Consider the following 14938-nt stretch of genomic DNA (forward strand, 5'->3'; position numbering starts at 1 on the left):
AGTATATTACATTCTCTTTAGTATATTACATTCTCTTTGATAATATAAAAATATACATAATTCGTCAACCCAACGGATTTTAATGGTTAATAAATATTAGTAGATCACATTCGACACTTTTTCGTCGATTACATTCGATTCCAATAGTTTCTATGAATTTATCTTGTTTTATCCAAGCCCGACTAGGGTACAACACATTAGATTGCCAATTATATATATTTTCTTTTAACTCACTTTGTAACTTTCATGGGGATTACAAGGTTTATAACAACAAAAAGCGGTGTTGCTAACAAAAGTTGCAACACCGTCTTCCATGTTATTATACTAGCTCGATAATTGCTAATGGAGCTGCATCACCTTTACGAAGGCTAGTTTTAATTACACGAGTGTAACCGCCCTGACGATCAGCATATTTTGGAGCAATTTCATCAAACAATTTCTTAACTACATCTTCATCCATAAGATAGGAAAGAACTTGACGACGAGCATGAAGATCACCACGTTTAGCAAGAGTGATCATTTGATCTGCTAAACCACGTAATTCTTTAGCTTTCGCTTCAGTTGTTTCGATACGATCATATTGGAAGAAAGATGTTAACATACCGCGGAATAACGCTTTGCGAGCAGAGCTGTCACGGCCTAATTTTCTATACATTAGTCATCCTCCTTATTCGCCTTTTTTCTTTAGAGTAAAATTACCTGAAGGATGATTTTGAAGTTTTTCTTCAATCTCTTCAATGGACTTTTTACCTAAGTTGCGAACCTTGCCTAAATCTTCAACTGTTTTATCTAGGAGATCCGCAATTGTGTTTATACCAGCACGTTTTAAGCAGTTGTATGCACGAACGGATAATTCCAAATCATCGATAGGAATCTTGGCTGGGCCATCTTCTGGACCACCGTTTTCATCTGGAATTTCTACTGCAGTTTCATCTTCTACAGGAATGAATTCCTCTGCTGCATGTGCTAATTTTGTGAAGTTTTTAAGATAGCCAATCATAATATTGGCAGATCGTGCTACTGCTTCAGCAGCTGTAATGGAACCATTGGTAACAACTTCAAGAGTTAATTTATCAAAGTCCATTTCATTGCCTACGCGCACATCACTTACTTCATATTTTGCTCGAAGAATTGGAGAGAAAATAGAATCGATTGGAATACGACCAATCACATCATCTTCCTTTTTATTCTTCGTGGACGGCACATATCCTTTACCACGTTCAATGCGCACATCCATTACTAGATGAGCTACCTCATCCATAGTAGCAATTACGAGGTCAGGATTTAAAATTTCTACGTCTGGTGGGAAGTTTCTTCCAAATTCACCAGCTGTTAAAACGCCTTCCTTCTGAATATCTACACGAATATCCATTGGCAACTGTGCCTCGCTGTCAACGCGTAGGCATAGTTGTTTGAGGTTAAGAATAATATCTGTAACATCCTCACGAATACCAGGAATAGTAGAAAATTCATGAAGTACTCCATCAATTTTGATAGAAGTAATGGCCGCCCCATCTAAAGACGAAAGCAGAATTCGACGCAAGCTATTACCGAGAGTGATCCCATAGCCACGATCTAATGGCTCACATACGAATTTGCCATAACGACCGTCATCGCGTACTTCAACTTTCTCGATTTTTAATTTCTTTTCTTCGCTCATCAGGACTATCCTCCTCTTAAACACGCCTTGCATCTATAGTATATCATAGCCACCGCCAATGCGGTCGCATAAAACTATAAATTATACGCGACGGCGTTTTGGAGGACGGCAACCGTTATGAGGAATTGGAGTAACGTCTTTGATGCTGTTAACTTCAAGACCTGCTGCTTGCAATGCACGGATAGCAGCTTCACGACCAGATCCTGGACCTTTAACGAAAACTTCTACCTGACGCAAGCCATGTTCCATAGCAGCTTTTGCAGCTTGTTCTGCTGCCATTTGAGCTGCGAATGGAGTGCTCTTACGGGAGCCACGGAAGCCTAAACCACCAGCGGATGCCCAAGAAAGAGCATTACCATTTGTATCGGTAATTGTAACGATAGTGTTATTGAATGTGGAACGGATATGAGCCGCACCAGATTCAACGTGTTTCTTTTCTTTTCTTTTTCTAGATACTACCTTTTTAGCCACGCTTTATCCCTCCTTTATTATTTCTTTTTCCCAGCGATTGCTTTTCTAGGACCCTTACGAGTACGGGCATTCGTCTTAGTGCGTTGACCGCGCAAAGGCAATCCTGCACGATGACGTTTTCCGCGATAGGAGTTGATTTCAATTAAGCGCTTAATGTTAAGAGCTTCTTCACGACGAAGATCGCCTTCAACCTTGTACTCATCATCAAGAAGAGCACGGATTTTCGCAACTTCATCTTCTGTAAGGTCACGAACACGAGTATCAGGATTAATACCAGTTTTTGCCAAAATTTCTTTGGACAAAGTAAGTCCGATACCATAAATATAAGTCAAACCAATTTCCACACGTTTGTCACGTGGTAAATCTACACCGGCTATACGTGCCATCTATTCAGCCACCTCCTATCAATTAACCTTGTTTTTGTTTATGTTTTGGGTTTTCGCAAATTACCATTACACGGCCTTTACGTTTAATGATTTTGCATTTTTCGCATATCTTTTTAACTGATGGTTTAACCTTCATAAGTACCTCCTTTGAGTCGCAACCACTTATTTAAAGCGGTAGGTAATGCGACCACGATTTAAGTCATATGGTGTCAGTTCCATAGTAACTTTATCACCGGGAAGGATACGAATAAAATTCATACGCATTTTACCTGACACATGGGCAAGTACCACATGGCCATTTTCCAATTCAACTTGGAACATGGCGTTTGGTAATGCCTCTACGACCGTACCTTCCACTTCAATAACGTCTTCTTTTGACATATCATTTCCTCCGGTTACTTGGTTATTTAATCAACCTGGGCTCATCACGCATGGTCAAAATTTCAGGGCCATTTTCTGTTACGACCACTGTATGTTCAAAATGAGCTGCCGGCTTACCATCACGAGTAACCGCCGTCCAATCATCATCCAGAACTTCTACTTCATACGTGCCCATAGTAATCATAGGCTCAATACAAAGTACCATTCCCGGCTTTAATATAGGTCCATGACCAGCCGGGCCATAGTTTGGAATTTGTGGATCTTCATGCATTTCACGACCAAGGCCATGACCTACAAAATCTCGCACAACACCAAATCCAAATTTTTCACAGTACGTCTGAACAGCATGAGAAATATCTCCCACTCTGTTGCCGACAACCGCTTGCTCAATTCCTTTGAACAAACTTTCTTCTGTTACCTTTAGAAGTTTGTGCACCTGTGGTTTCACATGTCCAATAGGAATGGTTACACAGGAATCACCATGATATCCATTAACGGACGAAACAAGGTCGATGCTAATCACATCGCCATGTTTTAATTTCCGTTTTGCATGAGGAATACCATGAACGACTTCATCATTAATAGAAGCACAAATTGTTGCAGGATACCCATAGTAACCTTTGCAGCTTGGTTCACCACCATGGCTGCGAATATATTCTTCGGCAAACTGATCTAACTCCAAGGTTGAAACCCCTGGTTTCGCTACTGCAATTAGCTGTGTCAATGTATCAGCAGTTAGTTTACATGCCTGACGGATATACTCAATTTCATTGGGCGATTTAAGAATAATCATGGATTATTTCTCCAACGCTTTAATGATATCTGCAAATACTGCATCCACATCCTGTAATCCGTTGATTTCTACATATAAACCACTATTACGATAGTAGTCAATTAAAGGTTTTGTAGATTCGTCGTATACAGCAAGACGTTTCTGTACTGTTTCCGGTTTATCATCGTCACGATTTTCAAGACGTGCACGTTCGCTGATGCGCTTAACAAGTTCTTCTGAAGGAACATTTAAGTTTACAACAGCATCTAGAACAATTCCCAATTCCTTTAAAATAGCATCTAAAGATACTGCCTGAGCTGTAGTACGAGGGAAACCATCAAGGATAAAACCTTTTTTGCAATCATCTTTAGCAAGACGTTCGCGAACGATTCCCACCGTCACACTATCCGGAACTAATTGACCAGCATCCATGTATTTCTTAGCCTCAAGCCCAAGAGGGGTACATTCCTTTACTGCTGCGCGGAACATATCACCGGTTGAAATCTGAGGAATACCATATTTATCAATTAAACGAACTGCCTGTGTGCCTTTACCAGCACCTGGAGGTCCCATTAACAAAATATACATAGCAAATTTCCTCCTATTTAACAAAACCTTTATAATGTCTAGTTATTGCTAATGACTCAACCTGCTGCATTGTATCTAATGCAACCCCTACTACGATAAGAAGAGCTGTACCACCGAAGTATACGCCTTCAATACCGGTAATCCCGCCAATAAAGTTTGGCAAGATAGCTACTAATGCTAAGAATAAAGCACCAGCAAATGTAATACGAGTCATTACTCGATCTACGTAGTCTGCAGTAGGTTTACCTGGGCGAATGCCTGGGATAAATCCACCGTATTTTTTCATATTATCTGCCATATCCGTAATGTTTATTGAGATAGCTGTATAGAAGTAAGTAAAAATAAAAATCAATACAGCGTATAAAACAGTCTGCAATGGCGTTCCCCATGTAAAATAGTTAGCCAGTGTTCTCACCCAGTCAACCTGCACAAACTGAGCTAATGTCACAGGAAACATCAAAACGGATGACGCAAAGATAATTGGAATCACACCTGCCTGGTTGACCTTAAGAGGAAGGAAGGTAGAGTGGCCACCGTACATTTTACGACCTACTACGCGTTTAGCATATTGAATCGGAATACGACGTTGACCTTGAGTTACCGCAATTACAAATACAACCATTGCAATTGCGATGAGGGCAAATAAGATTGCCTGGAAGATATTGATAGTCCCTACTTCAAGATATTGATAAATAGTGCTGAATCCAGATGGGAAACGAGCCACGATACCAGCGAAGATGATTAGGGAAATACCATTGCCTATACCATAGGCAGTAATCTGTTCACCAATCCACATAAGTAAACAAGTACCTGCTGTAAGAATGATGGAGATTACGATAACAGACAACATGCTGTTGTCAATTAATGCATTGTTAGCACGTAGGGCATAGGACATACCAAAGGCTTGTACAAAGCCTAAGATAACTGTACCATACCGAGTTACTTTAGCGATTTTCTTACGTCCATCTTCGCCTTCTTTACTCCATGCTTCAAGGGTCGGAATAACAGCTGTTAAAAGCTGCATAATAATCGACGCATTGATATAAGGAGTAATACTCATTGCAAAGATAGAAAATTTACTTAACGCACCGCCGGCAAAGAGGTCAAGAAGACCAAATAAGCCGCCAGCTGTAAACAAGCTTTCGATAACAGAGGCATCTACGCCAGGCACCGGAATATGAACGCCTGCCCTAAACACAATAAACATGAGAAGCGTATAGGCTACTTTATTACGGAGCTCTGTTATTTTAAAGATGTTCGAGAGGCCTTCTAGCACCCTAGATCACCTCTACTTTTCCGCCTGCCGCTACAATTTTTTCTTCTGCAGTTTTTGTAAAACCATTAGCAATAACAGTTAATTTCTTTTCTAAAGTGCCATTGCCTAGAATGCGGATACCGTCACGAACGTTTTTCAAAATGCCAGCTTCAATTAAGGATACTGGATCTACGGTTGCACCATCTTCAAAACGATTTAATTGAGAAATGTTAACTTCCGCATATTCTTTAGCGAATACAGAGTTGTTGAAACCGCGTTTTGGTAAACGACGATAAAGAGGCATTTGGCCCCCTTCGAAACCTGTGCGAACACCGCCGCCGCTACGGGAATTTTGACCTTTTTGACCGCGACCAGAAGTCTTGCCAAGGCCAGAGCCTAAACCACGACCACGACGAGTGCGAGCCTTTTTAGAACCTGCTGCTGGAGCTAATTCATGAAGTTTCATTCAGTGCACCTCCTTATCTTTATTATAATTCTTCTACAGTAACTAAATGTCTAACTTTGTGAAGCATACCTTGGATTTGAGGTGTCACTTCTTTAACTACTTGAGAGTTAGTTTTTTTCAAGCCTAAAGCTTTTACAGTTGCACGCTGATCTTCAGGGCGACCGATTAAGCTTCTGGACAATGTAATTTTTACTTGTGCCATTACTGTCAATCCCCCTTATTAACCATAAATTTCAGCTACAGTTTTGCCGCGAAGAGCTGCAACGTCTTCAGCGCGTTTTAGCTGAGATAAACCTTCTAATGTTGCGCGAACCATGTTGTTAGGGTTGGAAGAACCAAGGGATTTCGTAAGGATGTTACGAACACCAACTAGTTCTAATACGGCACGCACAGGACCACCTGCGATAACCCCAGTACCTTCAGCAGCTGGTTTTAAGAATACGCTGCCTGCACCGAAACGACCTGTTACAGTGTGAGGGATTGTACCGTTTTTAATAACAACATGAATTAAGTTTTTCTTAGCATCATCAATGCCTTTGCGAATAGCTTCTGGCACTTCAGCCGCTTTACCTAAACCAACGCCTACATAGCCGTTGCCATCACCAACAACTACAAGTGCGCTGAAGGAAAAACGACGACCGCCTTTTACTACTTTGGCTACGCGGTTGATGAATACTACTCTTTCTTTAAGATCAAGACTGGTGTAGTCAATTCTCGCCATGTCTAAAGTTCCTCCTTCTTAGAATTTCAAGCCTGCTTCACGAGCGCCTTCTGCAAGAGAAGCTACGCGACCATGATAGATATAACCACCGCGGTCAAATACTACAGTTTCGATGCCTTTTGCAAGAGCACGTTTAGCAACAAGTTCACCAACTGCTTTAGCAGCGGCTTTGTTACCACCATAGTTTAAGTTTAATTCTTCATCTAAAGAGCTAGCAGCAACTAAAGTTGTACCAGCTACATCATCAATAACTTGAGCGTAAATATTGCTTAAGCTACGGAAAACGTTCAAACGTGGACATTGCGCTGTACCAGAAATGTGGCGGCGAAGACGAAGATGACGTTTTGCACGAGCAATATTTCTATTGGATTTACGAGCCAAGATGTTCACTCCTTTCTATGATCTACTGATATTATTTACCTTTAGCGCCAGCTTTACCTGCTTTACGACGAACAACTTCGCCTTCGTAACGAATACCTTTACCTTTGTAAGGTTCTGGTTTTCTCCATTTACGGATATCAGCAGCTACAGCACCTACGACTTCTTTGTCAGCACCGCTAACAACGATTTTGTTAGGAGCTGGAACGTCGATGGTAATACCAGCAGGAGCTTCCATTTCAACTGGGTGGGAGAAGCCAAGAGTAAGAGCTAATTTGTTACCTTGTTTTGCTGCTCTGTAACCAACACCATTGATTTCTAATGTTTTGCTAAAGCCTTCTGCAACGCCTGTTACCATATTAGCAACAAGAGCTCGAGTGAGGCCATGTAAAGAACGATGCGCTTTATCATCGCTCGGACGAGCTACTGTGATTACGTTACCTTCCACAGTAATATTCATATCCGGATGCAATTCACGAGATAATTCGCCTTTTGGACCTTTTACAGTCATTACGTGATCTGCGTAATTAACTGTAACGCCAGCAGGGATCTCGATAGGCATTCTACCGATACGTGACATTATTTCTACCTCCTATTGCCTGATTACCATACATATGCAAGTACTTCGCCACCAAGACCTTCTTTACGAGCTTGTTTGTCGCTCATAACGCCTTTAGATGTAGAAATAACTGCAATACCTAAACCACCAAGTACGCGAGGAAGTTCTTCTTTCTTCGCATAAACACGTAAGCCTGGTTTAGAAATACGTTTAATTCCAGTAATTACTTTTTCATTATTGGAACCATATTTTAACGTTACTTTTAGTACGTTGTATTTACCATTTTCAACAGTTTCAACGCTCTTAATAAATCCTTCTTCTTTAAGGATTTCTAGAACGGCAGCCTTCGTACGGGAAACAGGAATTTCTACTGTTTCATGAAGAGCAGCATTTGCATTACGGATGCGTGTAAGCATATCCGCAATCGGATCGGTCATTACCATATTCTAAAAACCTCCTTCCGCAATCCAATTACCAACTGGCTTTTTTAACGCCAGGAATTTGTCCCTTATAAGCTAATTCACGGAACGCAATACGGCTAATGCCGAATTTACGCATATAACCATGAGGACGTCCAGTTAAGTTACAACGATTGTGTAAACGAGTTGGGGACGCATTAGCAGGCAACTGAGACAATGCTTCATAGTCGCCAGCAGCTTTTAAAGCTTCACGCTTAGCCGCATATTTAGCAACTAATTTTGCACGTTTCTTTTCGCGTTCAAGCATAGATTTTTTAGCCATCTATAGTTCCTCCTACTTATTTTTCAAACGGCATACCACAAAGTGCCAATAATTCACGAGCTTCTTCATCAGTTTTAGCGCTAGTAACTACGATGATATCCATACCAGTTACACGTTCTACCTGATCATATTCGATTTCAGGGAAGATGAGCTGTTCTTTAAGACCCAATGCATAGTTACCACGGCCATCAAAAGCCTTAGCACTTACGCCGCGGAAGTCACGTACACGTGGCAAAGCTACGTTGATTAGTTTGTCTAAGAATTCATACATTCGTTGGCCGCGAAGAGTTACTTTTGTACCAAGGTTCATGCCTTCACGAACTTTGAAGTTAGCAATGGATTTCTTAGCTTTAGTAATAACTGGTTTTTGACCAGCAATGATTGTAAGGTCATTTACAGCGGATTCTAATGCTTTTGCATTACCTACTGCATCGCCTACACCAATATTGATAACGACTTTTTCAATTTTAGGAATTTCCATAACGTTTTTGTATTGGAATTTTTCCTGTAAAGCCTGACGAATTTCATTAGTATATTTATCGTTTAAACGAGCCATTAGTGGGGAGCCCTCCTTTCCTGATTATTTATCTAGTACTGCACCGCTCTTAACAGTGGCGCGTACATATTTACCATTTTGTTCTACTTTTTTAATGCGAGTAGGTTGTTTAGTTTCAGGATCGATAACCATTACATTAGAAACATGGATAGGAGCTTCTTTAGTAATGATGCCGCCTTGAGGGTTAGCCTGATTTGGTTTCGTATGACGTTTTACAAGGTTAACACCTTTAACGAACACACGAGATTTTTTAGGTTCAGTAGCGATAACTTCGCCTTGCTTGCCCTTATCTCGACCGGAGATAACAACAACAGTATCGCCTTTTTTCACTAGTAATTTAGTTTGGGACATCGTCGCGTTCCTCCTTCTTATAATACTTCTGGAGCAAGAGAGATAATCTTCATGAAATCTTTTTCACGAAGCTCACGTGCTACAGGTCCAAAAATACGAGTGCCACGTGGGCTCTTGTCATCTTTAATTACAACTGCTGCGTTTTCGTCGAAACGAATATAAGAACCATCTTGACGACGGATACCTTTTTTAGAACGAACAATTACGGCTTTAACTACGTCGCCTTTCTTGACAACGCCACCGGGTGATGCATCTTTTACAGAAGCAACGATTACGTCACCGATATTGCCGAATTTGCGGTAAGAACCACCCATAACCTGGATGCACATAATACGTTTTGCACCAGTGTTGTCGGCAACATTCAAAATTGTTTGTTGCTGGATCATCGTAATTCCTCCTTACATCACTTATTATTTTACTTTTTCTACGATTTCAACCAATCTCCAATGTTTATCTTTGGAAAGTGGACGAGTTTCAACAATCTTAACGATATCGCCGATTTGGCATTCATTATTTTCATCATGTGCCTTGAAGCGTTTGCTTGTTACCATCGGCTTATTATATAATGCGTGGGATACTTGGCGATCAACGGATACAACGATAGTTTTATCCATTTTGTTGCTCACTACTTTACCAACGCGGACTTTACGTACATTTCTTTCTTCTGCCACGACCATTAGCCTCCTTTTCAATCCAAACAAAATTTGTTATTATGCGTTTCCTTTAAGAGTAGCTTCACGCTGAATTGTTTTAATACGCGCGATAGTTTTCTTAACTTCACGAATACGCATTGGATTTTCTAATTGACCAGTTGCGAGCTGAAAACGGAGGTTAAACAACTCTTCTTTAAGGCCGGAAACTTTTTGTTCCATTTCGGCAGCGCTCATGTTACGGATGTCATTAACCTTCATTTACGTCACCACCCAATTCTTTACCCTTAACAACGAACTTAGTTTTGATTGGAAGCTTGTGGCCTGCCAATCGCATAGCTTCACGAGCTACTTCTTCAGATACGCCGTTCATTTCGAACATTACGCGACCTGGTTTAACTACTGCTACCCAGTATTCTGGAGACCCTTTACCGGAACCCATACGAGTACCAGCTGGTTTAGCTGTAATAGGTTTGTCTGGGAAAATTTTAATCCAAACTTGACCACCACGTTTGATATAACGTGTCATAGCAATACGAGCTGCTTCGATTTGACGATTTGTAATCCAAGATGGCTCTAATGCTACTAAACCGAATTCACCGTGAGAAACTGTGTTACCACGCATTGCACGACCTTTCATACGGCCGCGGAATTGTTTACGATGTTTTACGCGCTTTGGAATAAGCATTAGTTGTCACCTTCTTCCTTTTTGGTTTGTTTTACTTCAGGTAAAACTTCGCCTTTGTAGATCCATACTTTAATGCCGATGCAACCATAAGTTGTATGAGCTTCAGCAGTACCGTAGTCGATGTTAGCGCGAAGAGTGTGCAATGGAATACTACCTTCACGGTAAGATTCGCTACGAGCGATTTCAGCGCCGCCTAAACGACCGCTAACCATGATTTTGATACCTTTTGCACCTAGGCGCATTGTGCGACCTACAGCTTGTTTCATAGCACGACGGAAACCAATACGGCGTTCTAATTGACTAGCAATGTTTTCAGCCACTAATACGGAATCCATGTCAGCTTGTTTAATTTCTGCAATGTTAACGTCGATTTGTTTATCAGTGAAGCGTTTTAATGCTTTGCGGATATCTTCGATACCAGCACCGCCGCGACCGATAACCATACCAGGTTTTGCAGTGTGAATTGTTAATTTAATACGTTTATTAATACGCTCAATTTCAATGCGGGAAATACCAGCAATGAAAAGGGTTTTCTTCAAGAAGTTACGGATTAATACGTCTTCGTGAAGATTAGCAGCGTAATCTTTTTCAGCATACCATTTTGCGTCCCAATCTTTTACGATACCAACACGCAAACCATGGGGATTAACTTTCTGACCCACTATATTCCCTCCTTCTATTAAGCTCTTTCAGAAACTACTACTGTTACGTGGCTGGAGCGTTTCAAAATTTTGAAAGCCTGTCCACGGGAACGAGGATGAATGCGCTTCATTGTTGGACCTTGGTCTACAAAGATGCTGGACACATAAAGTTTGTCTACATTCATATCAAAATTGTTTTCTGCATTTGCGATTGCAGAGCGCAATACTTTTTCTACTACATCAGCGCCAACTTTCGGAGTGAACTTCAAGATGGCAAATGCTTCGCCGATATTCTTGCCACGAACGAGGTCAGCAACAATACGGATTTTACGAGGCGCGATGCGCACGTGTTTAGCGATTGCTTTTGCTTCCATTATCTAATTCCTCCTATATTACTTCTTACCGGTTGTTTTTTCGCTCTTAACATGACCTTTGAAAGTACGAGTTGGAGCAAATTCACCTAATTTATGACCTACCATATCCTCTGTAACGAATACAGGAACGTGTTTGCGACCATCATGAACAGCAATTGTATGGCCTACAAAAGTTGGGATAATAGTAGAGGCACGAGACCAGGTTTTTACAACTTTCTTATCATTTGTTTCATTTAAGGCATCAATTTTCTTCACAAGAGAAGCTGCGACGAAAGGGCCTTTTTTTATAGATCTGGACACTGTCTTATCTCCTTCCTGTTATCCTATTTTGTACGACGTTTAACGATTAAGCTGCTAGAAGCTTTTTTCTTGTCGCGAGTTTTAACACCATGTGCTGGTTTACCCCAAGGAGTAACTGGATGTTTACGACCAACTGGGGACTTACCTTCACCACCACCATGTGGATGGTCACAAGGGTTCATTACAACACCGCGGTTGCCTGGACGAACGCCCATCCAACGATGGCGACCAGCTTTACCGATTGTAATGTTTTCATGATCAATGTTACCTACAACACCTACTGTTGCACGGCAGTTGATATGAACACGACGAAGTTCACCGGAAGGTAAACGAAGTAATGCATAGGAACCTTCTTTAGCCATTAACTGTGCAGAAGTACCTGCGGAGCGAACGATTTGGCCGCCCTTACCAATTTTCATTTCAATATTGTGTACTTGAGTACCCAATGGAATGTTAAGTAATGGTAAGCAGTTACCTGGTTTAATATCAGATTCAGGACCACTGTATACAGTGTCGCCTACATTTAAGCCAACTGGAGCTATGATGTAGCGTTTTTCACCATCAGCATAGTTAAGAAGCGCGATACGAGCACTACGGTTAGGATCGTATTCGATTGTCGCTACTTTAGCTGGGATATTATCTTTAGTACGTTTGAAGTCAATAATACGGTATAAACGTTTATGACCGCCACCTTGATGACGAACTGTTTGTTTACCAGTATTATTACGACCACCTTTTTGAGAAATTTTAGCAATCAAAGACTTTTCAGGCTTGCTTGCAGTAATTTCTGTGAAGGCAGACGTAGTCATAAACCGACGACCAGCGGAGTACGGTTTGTATGATTTAATTGCCATTATGGGGCCTCCTTACTAGACTATCTTAAACACCTTCAAAGAATTCAATGGATTCGCCAGCCTTTAAAGTTACGATAGCTTTTTTGTAATCGCTACGTTTACCTTGATTGCGGCCCATGCGTTTTACTTTTCCAAGAACTCGAATGGTAGCAACTTTTTCTACCTTTACATTGAAGATTCTTTCTACAGCTTGACGGATCTGCACTTTATTAGCAGTCAAAGGCACACGGAATGTGTATTTGCCTTCTTCCATAAGAATTGTAGTTTTTTCTGTAATAATCGGACGAATAAGAACATCGCGTAATTCCATTATGCGAGCACCTCCTCAATCTTTGCTACGGCACCTTCAGTAATGAAGAGCTTATCGTAGTGGAGAAGATCGAAAATGTTGATGCTTTCGTAAGCAATAGCTTTAACGCCTTGGATGTTACGAGCGCTACGTTCAACATTTACATCACCATCAGTGATGAACAATACTTTTGCATCACCTACATTGAAGTTGTTAAGAAGATTTAACACTTCTTTAGTTTTAGGAGTTGCTAAAGTTAATTCGTCCAATACGATCAATTCGTTATTGTTTACTTTGTCGCTAAGTGCAGATTTAACTGCTAGACGTCTAGCTTTACGAGGCATTGCCTTGTAATAGCTACGAGGTTGTGGACCAAATACGGTACCACCACCAACCCATAATGGGCTACGAGTGGAGCCTACGCGAGCACGACCAGTACCTTTTTGTTTCCAAGGTTTACGGCCACCGCCACGAACTAGACCTCTCGTTTTTGTTGCGTGAGTGCCAAGACGTTCGTTAGATAACTGACGAACAACGGCTTGATGCATAACAGCTGCATTTACTTCAACTGCAAATACTGCATCATTTAACTGTATTTCACCGACTTTAGTGCCGGACATATTATATTTTGTTACTGTTGGCATTAGAGATCCTCCTTTCGACAATTAGTTATTTAACAGGTTTTACTGTATTGCGAACCATTACTAGGCTACCTTTAGCACCTGGAATGCCGCCTTTAATAAGCAACAAGTTGCGTTCAGTATCCACTTTAACAACGGATAAACGCTGTACAGTAACTCTGCCACCGCCCATTTGTCCTGGGAGTTTCTTGCCTTTGTAAACCTTACCGCCGCCACCGGAGATCATAGGACCGATGGAACCAGGTTCACGATGAGATTTGGATCCGTGAGTTACAGGACCGCGATGGAAGTTGTGGCGCTTAATAGTACCAGCGAACCCCTTACCTTTACCTGTACCAACTACATCAACCAACTCACCTTCTGCGAAGATATCAGCTGCCAGAGTTTGGCCCACTGTGTAATCAGTTGCTTCAGCAAGGCGAAGTTCGCGAAGATATTTAACTGGCGCTACGCCGGCTTTTTCGAACTGGCCTTTTACAGGTTTAGTTAAATGTTTTTCTTTAATGGAGCCGTAACCAAGCTGTACTGCATCGTATCCGTCAGATTCAACAGTTTTAACGCGCACTACTACGCTTGGGGTAGTTTCCACTACAGTGACAGGAACTAACTTACCTTCAGTAGTGAAGATTTGAGTCATCCCTAACTTTTTACCCAAAATAGCTTTAGACATAATCGCACCTCCTTATTATAATTTTATTTCAATAGATACACCAGCTGGTAATTCAAGACGAGTGATAGCATCTACTGTTTTCGAATTTGATTCAAGAATATCGATTAAACGTTTATGTGTACGCATTTCGAATTGTTCGCGAGAGTCTTTATTAACATGTGGCGAACGAAGAATTGTGAAAATATTTTTTTCTGTTGGCAATGGAATTGGACCAGATACTAACGCACCATTGCGTTTTGCTGTGTCAACAATTTTTGCCGCGCTCTGATCAAGAGCTTTGTGATCGTATGATTTTAAGCGAATACGAATTTTTTGCTGTTTTGCCATGAATAACTTCCTCCTGTCGTCCATTTCGTGAATGAACTGCTCCATAGAAATTCTCCTCCGCAGAGGCAACCTTCTATATCATAGTTTAAAAACACAACACGAGAGCGGCACATACATGCCGCTCTGCGCTGCGCATACATATTGCTTTTACAAGCTAAAGATCGAATTAAGCTTCGATAGCTGTAACAACACCAGCACCTACTGTGTGGCCACCTTCGC

The 14938-nt window shown here is 41.2% G+C and carries 30 protein-coding genes; all 30 read right to left on the minus strand.

Features of this window, described 5'->3' with window-relative positions:
* Positions 1-319 precede the first annotated feature (319 nt).
* On the minus strand, positions 320-655 hold the full coding sequence (rplQ, locus tag Q0376_RS02580; RefSeq protein ID WP_298703756.1) for a 50S ribosomal protein L17: 336 nt from the start codon (positions 653-655) through the stop codon (positions 320-322).
* Between the two features lie 12 nt (positions 656-667).
* Positions 668-1660, minus strand: coding sequence for a DNA-directed RNA polymerase subunit alpha (locus Q0376_RS02585; RefSeq protein ID WP_298703758.1), 993 nt, complete (start codon positions 1658-1660; stop codon positions 668-670).
* Positions 1661-1741: 81 nt separating this feature from the next.
* Entirely contained in the window at positions 1742-2131 is a 390-nt protein-coding gene (gene rpsK / locus Q0376_RS02590; RefSeq protein WP_295197990.1) for a 30S ribosomal protein S11, read from the minus strand.
* A 17-nt stretch (positions 2132-2148) separates the two neighbouring features.
* Positions 2149-2517, minus strand: coding sequence for a 30S ribosomal protein S13 (gene rpsM / locus Q0376_RS02595; RefSeq protein ID WP_295197992.1), 369 nt, complete (start codon positions 2515-2517; stop codon positions 2149-2151).
* 22 nt (positions 2518-2539) lie between these two features.
* Positions 2540-2653: a 50S ribosomal protein L36 gene (gene rpmJ / locus Q0376_RS02600; RefSeq protein ID WP_007391661.1), complete on the minus strand. Its 114-nt coding sequence runs from the start codon at positions 2651-2653 to the stop codon at positions 2540-2542.
* A 26-nt stretch (positions 2654-2679) separates the two neighbouring features.
* Entirely contained in the window at positions 2680-2898 is a 219-nt protein-coding gene (gene infA, locus Q0376_RS02605) for a translation initiation factor IF-1 (RefSeq protein ID WP_005377071.1), read from the minus strand.
* A gap of 22 nt (positions 2899-2920) precedes the next feature.
* Positions 2921-3691, minus strand: a complete 771-nt coding sequence (gene map, locus Q0376_RS02610; RefSeq protein WP_298703762.1) for a type I methionyl aminopeptidase — start codon at positions 3689-3691, stop codon at positions 2921-2923.
* A 3-nt stretch (positions 3692-3694) separates the two neighbouring features.
* Positions 3695-4258 carry an adenylate kinase gene (locus Q0376_RS02615; RefSeq protein ID WP_298703765.1) on the minus strand — a complete coding sequence of 188 codons (564 nt, stop codon included), beginning with the start codon at positions 4256-4258 and terminating at the stop codon, positions 3695-3697.
* Between the two features lie 13 nt (positions 4259-4271).
* Positions 4272-5534, minus strand: a complete 1263-nt coding sequence (gene secY, locus Q0376_RS02620; protein ID WP_298703767.1) for a preprotein translocase subunit SecY — start codon at positions 5532-5534, stop codon at positions 4272-4274.
* Between the two features lies 1 nt (position 5535).
* Positions 5536-5979, minus strand: coding sequence for a 50S ribosomal protein L15 (rplO, locus tag Q0376_RS02625; RefSeq protein ID WP_295791030.1), 444 nt, complete (start codon positions 5977-5979; stop codon positions 5536-5538).
* 22 nt (positions 5980-6001) lie between these two features.
* A complete protein-coding gene (rpmD, locus tag Q0376_RS02630) occupies positions 6002-6181 on the minus strand; it encodes a 50S ribosomal protein L30 (protein ID WP_298703769.1) in 180 nt (59 codons plus the stop codon).
* An 18-nt stretch (positions 6182-6199) separates the two neighbouring features.
* Entirely contained in the window at positions 6200-6700 is a 501-nt protein-coding gene (rpsE, locus tag Q0376_RS02635; RefSeq protein WP_295198010.1) for a 30S ribosomal protein S5, read from the minus strand.
* An 18-nt stretch (positions 6701-6718) separates the two neighbouring features.
* Positions 6719-7081, minus strand: coding sequence for a 50S ribosomal protein L18 (gene rplR, locus Q0376_RS02640; protein ID WP_298703771.1), 363 nt, complete (start codon positions 7079-7081; stop codon positions 6719-6721).
* A gap of 31 nt (positions 7082-7112) precedes the next feature.
* Complete coding sequence (rplF, locus tag Q0376_RS02645; RefSeq protein ID WP_298703773.1) at positions 7113-7658, minus strand: 50S ribosomal protein L6; 546 nt, start codon at positions 7656-7658, stop codon at positions 7113-7115.
* 23 nt (positions 7659-7681) lie between these two features.
* Positions 7682-8080, minus strand: coding sequence for a 30S ribosomal protein S8 (rpsH, locus tag Q0376_RS02650; RefSeq protein ID WP_295198018.1), 399 nt, complete (start codon positions 8078-8080; stop codon positions 7682-7684).
* 28 nt (positions 8081-8108) lie between these two features.
* Positions 8109-8378, minus strand: coding sequence for a 30S ribosomal protein S14 (gene rpsN, locus Q0376_RS02655; RefSeq protein ID WP_298703775.1), 270 nt, complete (start codon positions 8376-8378; stop codon positions 8109-8111).
* Between the two features lie 16 nt (positions 8379-8394).
* On the minus strand, positions 8395-8934 hold the full coding sequence (rplE, locus tag Q0376_RS02660; protein ID WP_298703777.1) for a 50S ribosomal protein L5: 540 nt from the start codon (positions 8932-8934) through the stop codon (positions 8395-8397).
* A 24-nt stretch (positions 8935-8958) separates the two neighbouring features.
* Complete coding sequence (gene rplX, locus Q0376_RS02665) at positions 8959-9285, minus strand: 50S ribosomal protein L24 (protein ID WP_298703779.1); 327 nt, start codon at positions 9283-9285, stop codon at positions 8959-8961.
* 17 nt (positions 9286-9302) lie between these two features.
* Positions 9303-9671, minus strand: a complete 369-nt coding sequence (gene rplN, locus Q0376_RS02670) for a 50S ribosomal protein L14 (protein WP_009353930.1) — start codon at positions 9669-9671, stop codon at positions 9303-9305.
* A 24-nt stretch (positions 9672-9695) separates the two neighbouring features.
* Positions 9696-9962 carry a 30S ribosomal protein S17 gene (gene rpsQ / locus Q0376_RS02675; RefSeq protein WP_363302983.1) on the minus strand — a complete coding sequence of 89 codons (267 nt, stop codon included), beginning with the start codon at positions 9960-9962 and terminating at the stop codon, positions 9696-9698.
* A gap of 33 nt (positions 9963-9995) precedes the next feature.
* On the minus strand, positions 9996-10196 hold the full coding sequence (gene rpmC, locus Q0376_RS02680) for a 50S ribosomal protein L29 (protein ID WP_298703784.1): 201 nt from the start codon (positions 10194-10196) through the stop codon (positions 9996-9998).
* The gene (gene rplP, locus Q0376_RS02685; RefSeq protein ID WP_295198034.1) at positions 10186-10623 is read right to left on the minus strand and encodes a 50S ribosomal protein L16; all 438 of its coding nucleotides are present in this window, start codon (positions 10621-10623) and stop codon (positions 10186-10188) included. Before rplP ends, rpmC begins: the two co-directional genes overlap by 11 nt.
* Positions 10623-11285, minus strand: a complete 663-nt coding sequence (rpsC, locus tag Q0376_RS02690; protein WP_298703786.1) for a 30S ribosomal protein S3 — start codon at positions 11283-11285, stop codon at positions 10623-10625. Before rpsC ends, rplP begins: the two co-directional genes overlap by 1 nt.
* A 17-nt stretch (positions 11286-11302) precedes the next feature.
* A complete protein-coding gene (gene rplV / locus Q0376_RS02695; protein ID WP_295198038.1) occupies positions 11303-11638 on the minus strand; it encodes a 50S ribosomal protein L22 in 336 nt (111 codons plus the stop codon).
* 18 nt (positions 11639-11656) lie between these two features.
* Complete coding sequence (gene rpsS, locus Q0376_RS02700; protein WP_298703788.1) at positions 11657-11938, minus strand: 30S ribosomal protein S19; 282 nt, start codon at positions 11936-11938, stop codon at positions 11657-11659.
* A 23-nt stretch (positions 11939-11961) separates the two neighbouring features.
* The gene (rplB, locus tag Q0376_RS02705; RefSeq protein ID WP_298703790.1) at positions 11962-12792 is read right to left on the minus strand and encodes a 50S ribosomal protein L2; all 831 of its coding nucleotides are present in this window, start codon (positions 12790-12792) and stop codon (positions 11962-11964) included.
* A 25-nt stretch (positions 12793-12817) separates the two neighbouring features.
* Positions 12818-13102, minus strand: coding sequence for a 50S ribosomal protein L23 (gene rplW / locus Q0376_RS02710; RefSeq protein WP_298703792.1), 285 nt, complete (start codon positions 13100-13102; stop codon positions 12818-12820).
* On the minus strand, positions 13102-13725 hold the full coding sequence (gene rplD / locus Q0376_RS02715) for a 50S ribosomal protein L4 (RefSeq protein ID WP_298703793.1): 624 nt from the start codon (positions 13723-13725) through the stop codon (positions 13102-13104). Before rplD ends, rplW begins: the two co-directional genes overlap by 1 nt.
* A gap of 25 nt (positions 13726-13750) precedes the next feature.
* Entirely contained in the window at positions 13751-14392 is a 642-nt protein-coding gene (rplC, locus tag Q0376_RS02720) for a 50S ribosomal protein L3 (protein ID WP_298703795.1), read from the minus strand.
* A 15-nt stretch (positions 14393-14407) separates the two neighbouring features.
* Positions 14408-14719: a 30S ribosomal protein S10 gene (gene rpsJ / locus Q0376_RS02725; RefSeq protein WP_295198050.1), complete on the minus strand. Its 312-nt coding sequence runs from the start codon at positions 14717-14719 to the stop codon at positions 14408-14410.
* Positions 14720-14938: the final 219 nt, after the last annotated feature.

Source organism: uncultured Veillonella sp. (genome assembly GCF_937981445.1).
GTDB lineage: Bacteria > Bacillota > Negativicutes > Veillonellales > Veillonellaceae > Veillonella_A.

Coding starts and splice junctions, on each gene's coding strand:
- rplX (WP_298703779.1), bottom strand. CDS start 9,285: ATGTCCCAAACTAAATTACTAGTGAAAAAAGGCGATACTGTTGTTGTT.
- rplC (WP_298703795.1), bottom strand. CDS start 14,392: ATGTCTAAAGCTATTTTGGGTAAAAAGTTAGGGATGACTCAAATCTTC.
- rpsN (WP_298703775.1), bottom strand. CDS start 8,378: ATGGCTAAAAAATCTATGCTTGAACGCGAAAAGAAACGTGCAAAATTA.
- rplF (WP_298703773.1), bottom strand. CDS start 7,658: ATGTCACGTATCGGTAGAATGCCTATCGAGATCCCTGCTGGCGTTACA.
- rplN (WP_009353930.1), bottom strand. CDS start 9,671: ATGATCCAGCAACAAACAATTTTGAATGTTGCCGACAACACTGGTGCA.
- rplE (WP_298703777.1), bottom strand. CDS start 8,934: ATGGCTCGTTTAAACGATAAATATACTAATGAAATTCGTCAGGCTTTA.
- rplD (WP_298703793.1), bottom strand. CDS start 13,725: ATGCCAACAGTAACAAAATATAATATGTCCGGCACTAAAGTCGGTGAA.
- rplQ (WP_298703756.1), bottom strand. CDS start 655: ATGTATAGAAAATTAGGCCGTGACAGCTCTGCTCGCAAAGCGTTATTC.
- rpmD (WP_298703769.1), bottom strand. CDS start 6,181: ATGGCACAAGTAAAAATTACATTGTCCAGAAGCTTAATCGGTCGCCCT.
- rpsQ (WP_363302983.1), bottom strand. CDS start 9,962: ATGGTCGTGGCAGAAGAAAGAAATGTACGTAAAGTCCGCGTTGGTAAA.
- rplO (WP_295791030.1), bottom strand. CDS start 5,979: ATGAAACTTCATGAATTAGCTCCAGCAGCAGGTTCTAAAAAGGCTCGC.
- rpsE (WP_295198010.1), bottom strand. CDS start 6,700: ATGGCGAGAATTGACTACACCAGTCTTGATCTTAAAGAAAGAGTAGTA.
- infA (WP_005377071.1), bottom strand. CDS start 2,898: ATGTCAAAAGAAGACGTTATTGAAGTGGAAGGTACGGTCGTAGAGGCA.
- map (WP_298703762.1), bottom strand. CDS start 3,691: ATGATTATTCTTAAATCGCCCAATGAAATTGAGTATATCCGTCAGGCA.
- rplP (WP_295198034.1), bottom strand. CDS start 10,623: ATGCTTATTCCAAAGCGCGTAAAACATCGTAAACAATTCCGCGGCCGT.
- rpsJ (WP_295198050.1), bottom strand. CDS start 14,719: ATGGCAAAACAGCAAAAAATTCGTATTCGCTTAAAATCATACGATCAC.
- rpsM (WP_295197992.1), bottom strand. CDS start 2,517: ATGGCACGTATAGCCGGTGTAGATTTACCACGTGACAAACGTGTGGAA.
- Q0376_RS02585 (WP_298703758.1), bottom strand. CDS start 1,660: ATGAGCGAAGAAAAGAAATTAAAAATCGAGAAAGTTGAAGTACGCGAT.
- rplV (WP_295198038.1), bottom strand. CDS start 11,638: ATGGAAGCAAAAGCAATCGCTAAACACGTGCGCATCGCGCCTCGTAAA.
- rplB (WP_298703790.1), bottom strand. CDS start 12,792: ATGGCAATTAAATCATACAAACCGTACTCCGCTGGTCGTCGGTTTATG.
- rpsH (WP_295198018.1), bottom strand. CDS start 8,080: ATGGTAATGACCGATCCGATTGCGGATATGCTTACACGCATCCGTAAT.
- rpmC (WP_298703784.1), bottom strand. CDS start 10,196: ATGAAGGTTAATGACATCCGTAACATGAGCGCTGCCGAAATGGAACAA.
- rpmJ (WP_007391661.1), bottom strand. CDS start 2,653: ATGAAGGTTAAACCATCAGTTAAAAAGATATGCGAAAAATGCAAAATC.
- Q0376_RS02615 (WP_298703765.1), bottom strand. CDS start 4,258: ATGTATATTTTGTTAATGGGACCTCCAGGTGCTGGTAAAGGCACACAG.
- rplW (WP_298703792.1), bottom strand. CDS start 13,102: ATGGAATTACGCGATGTTCTTATTCGTCCGATTATTACAGAAAAAACT.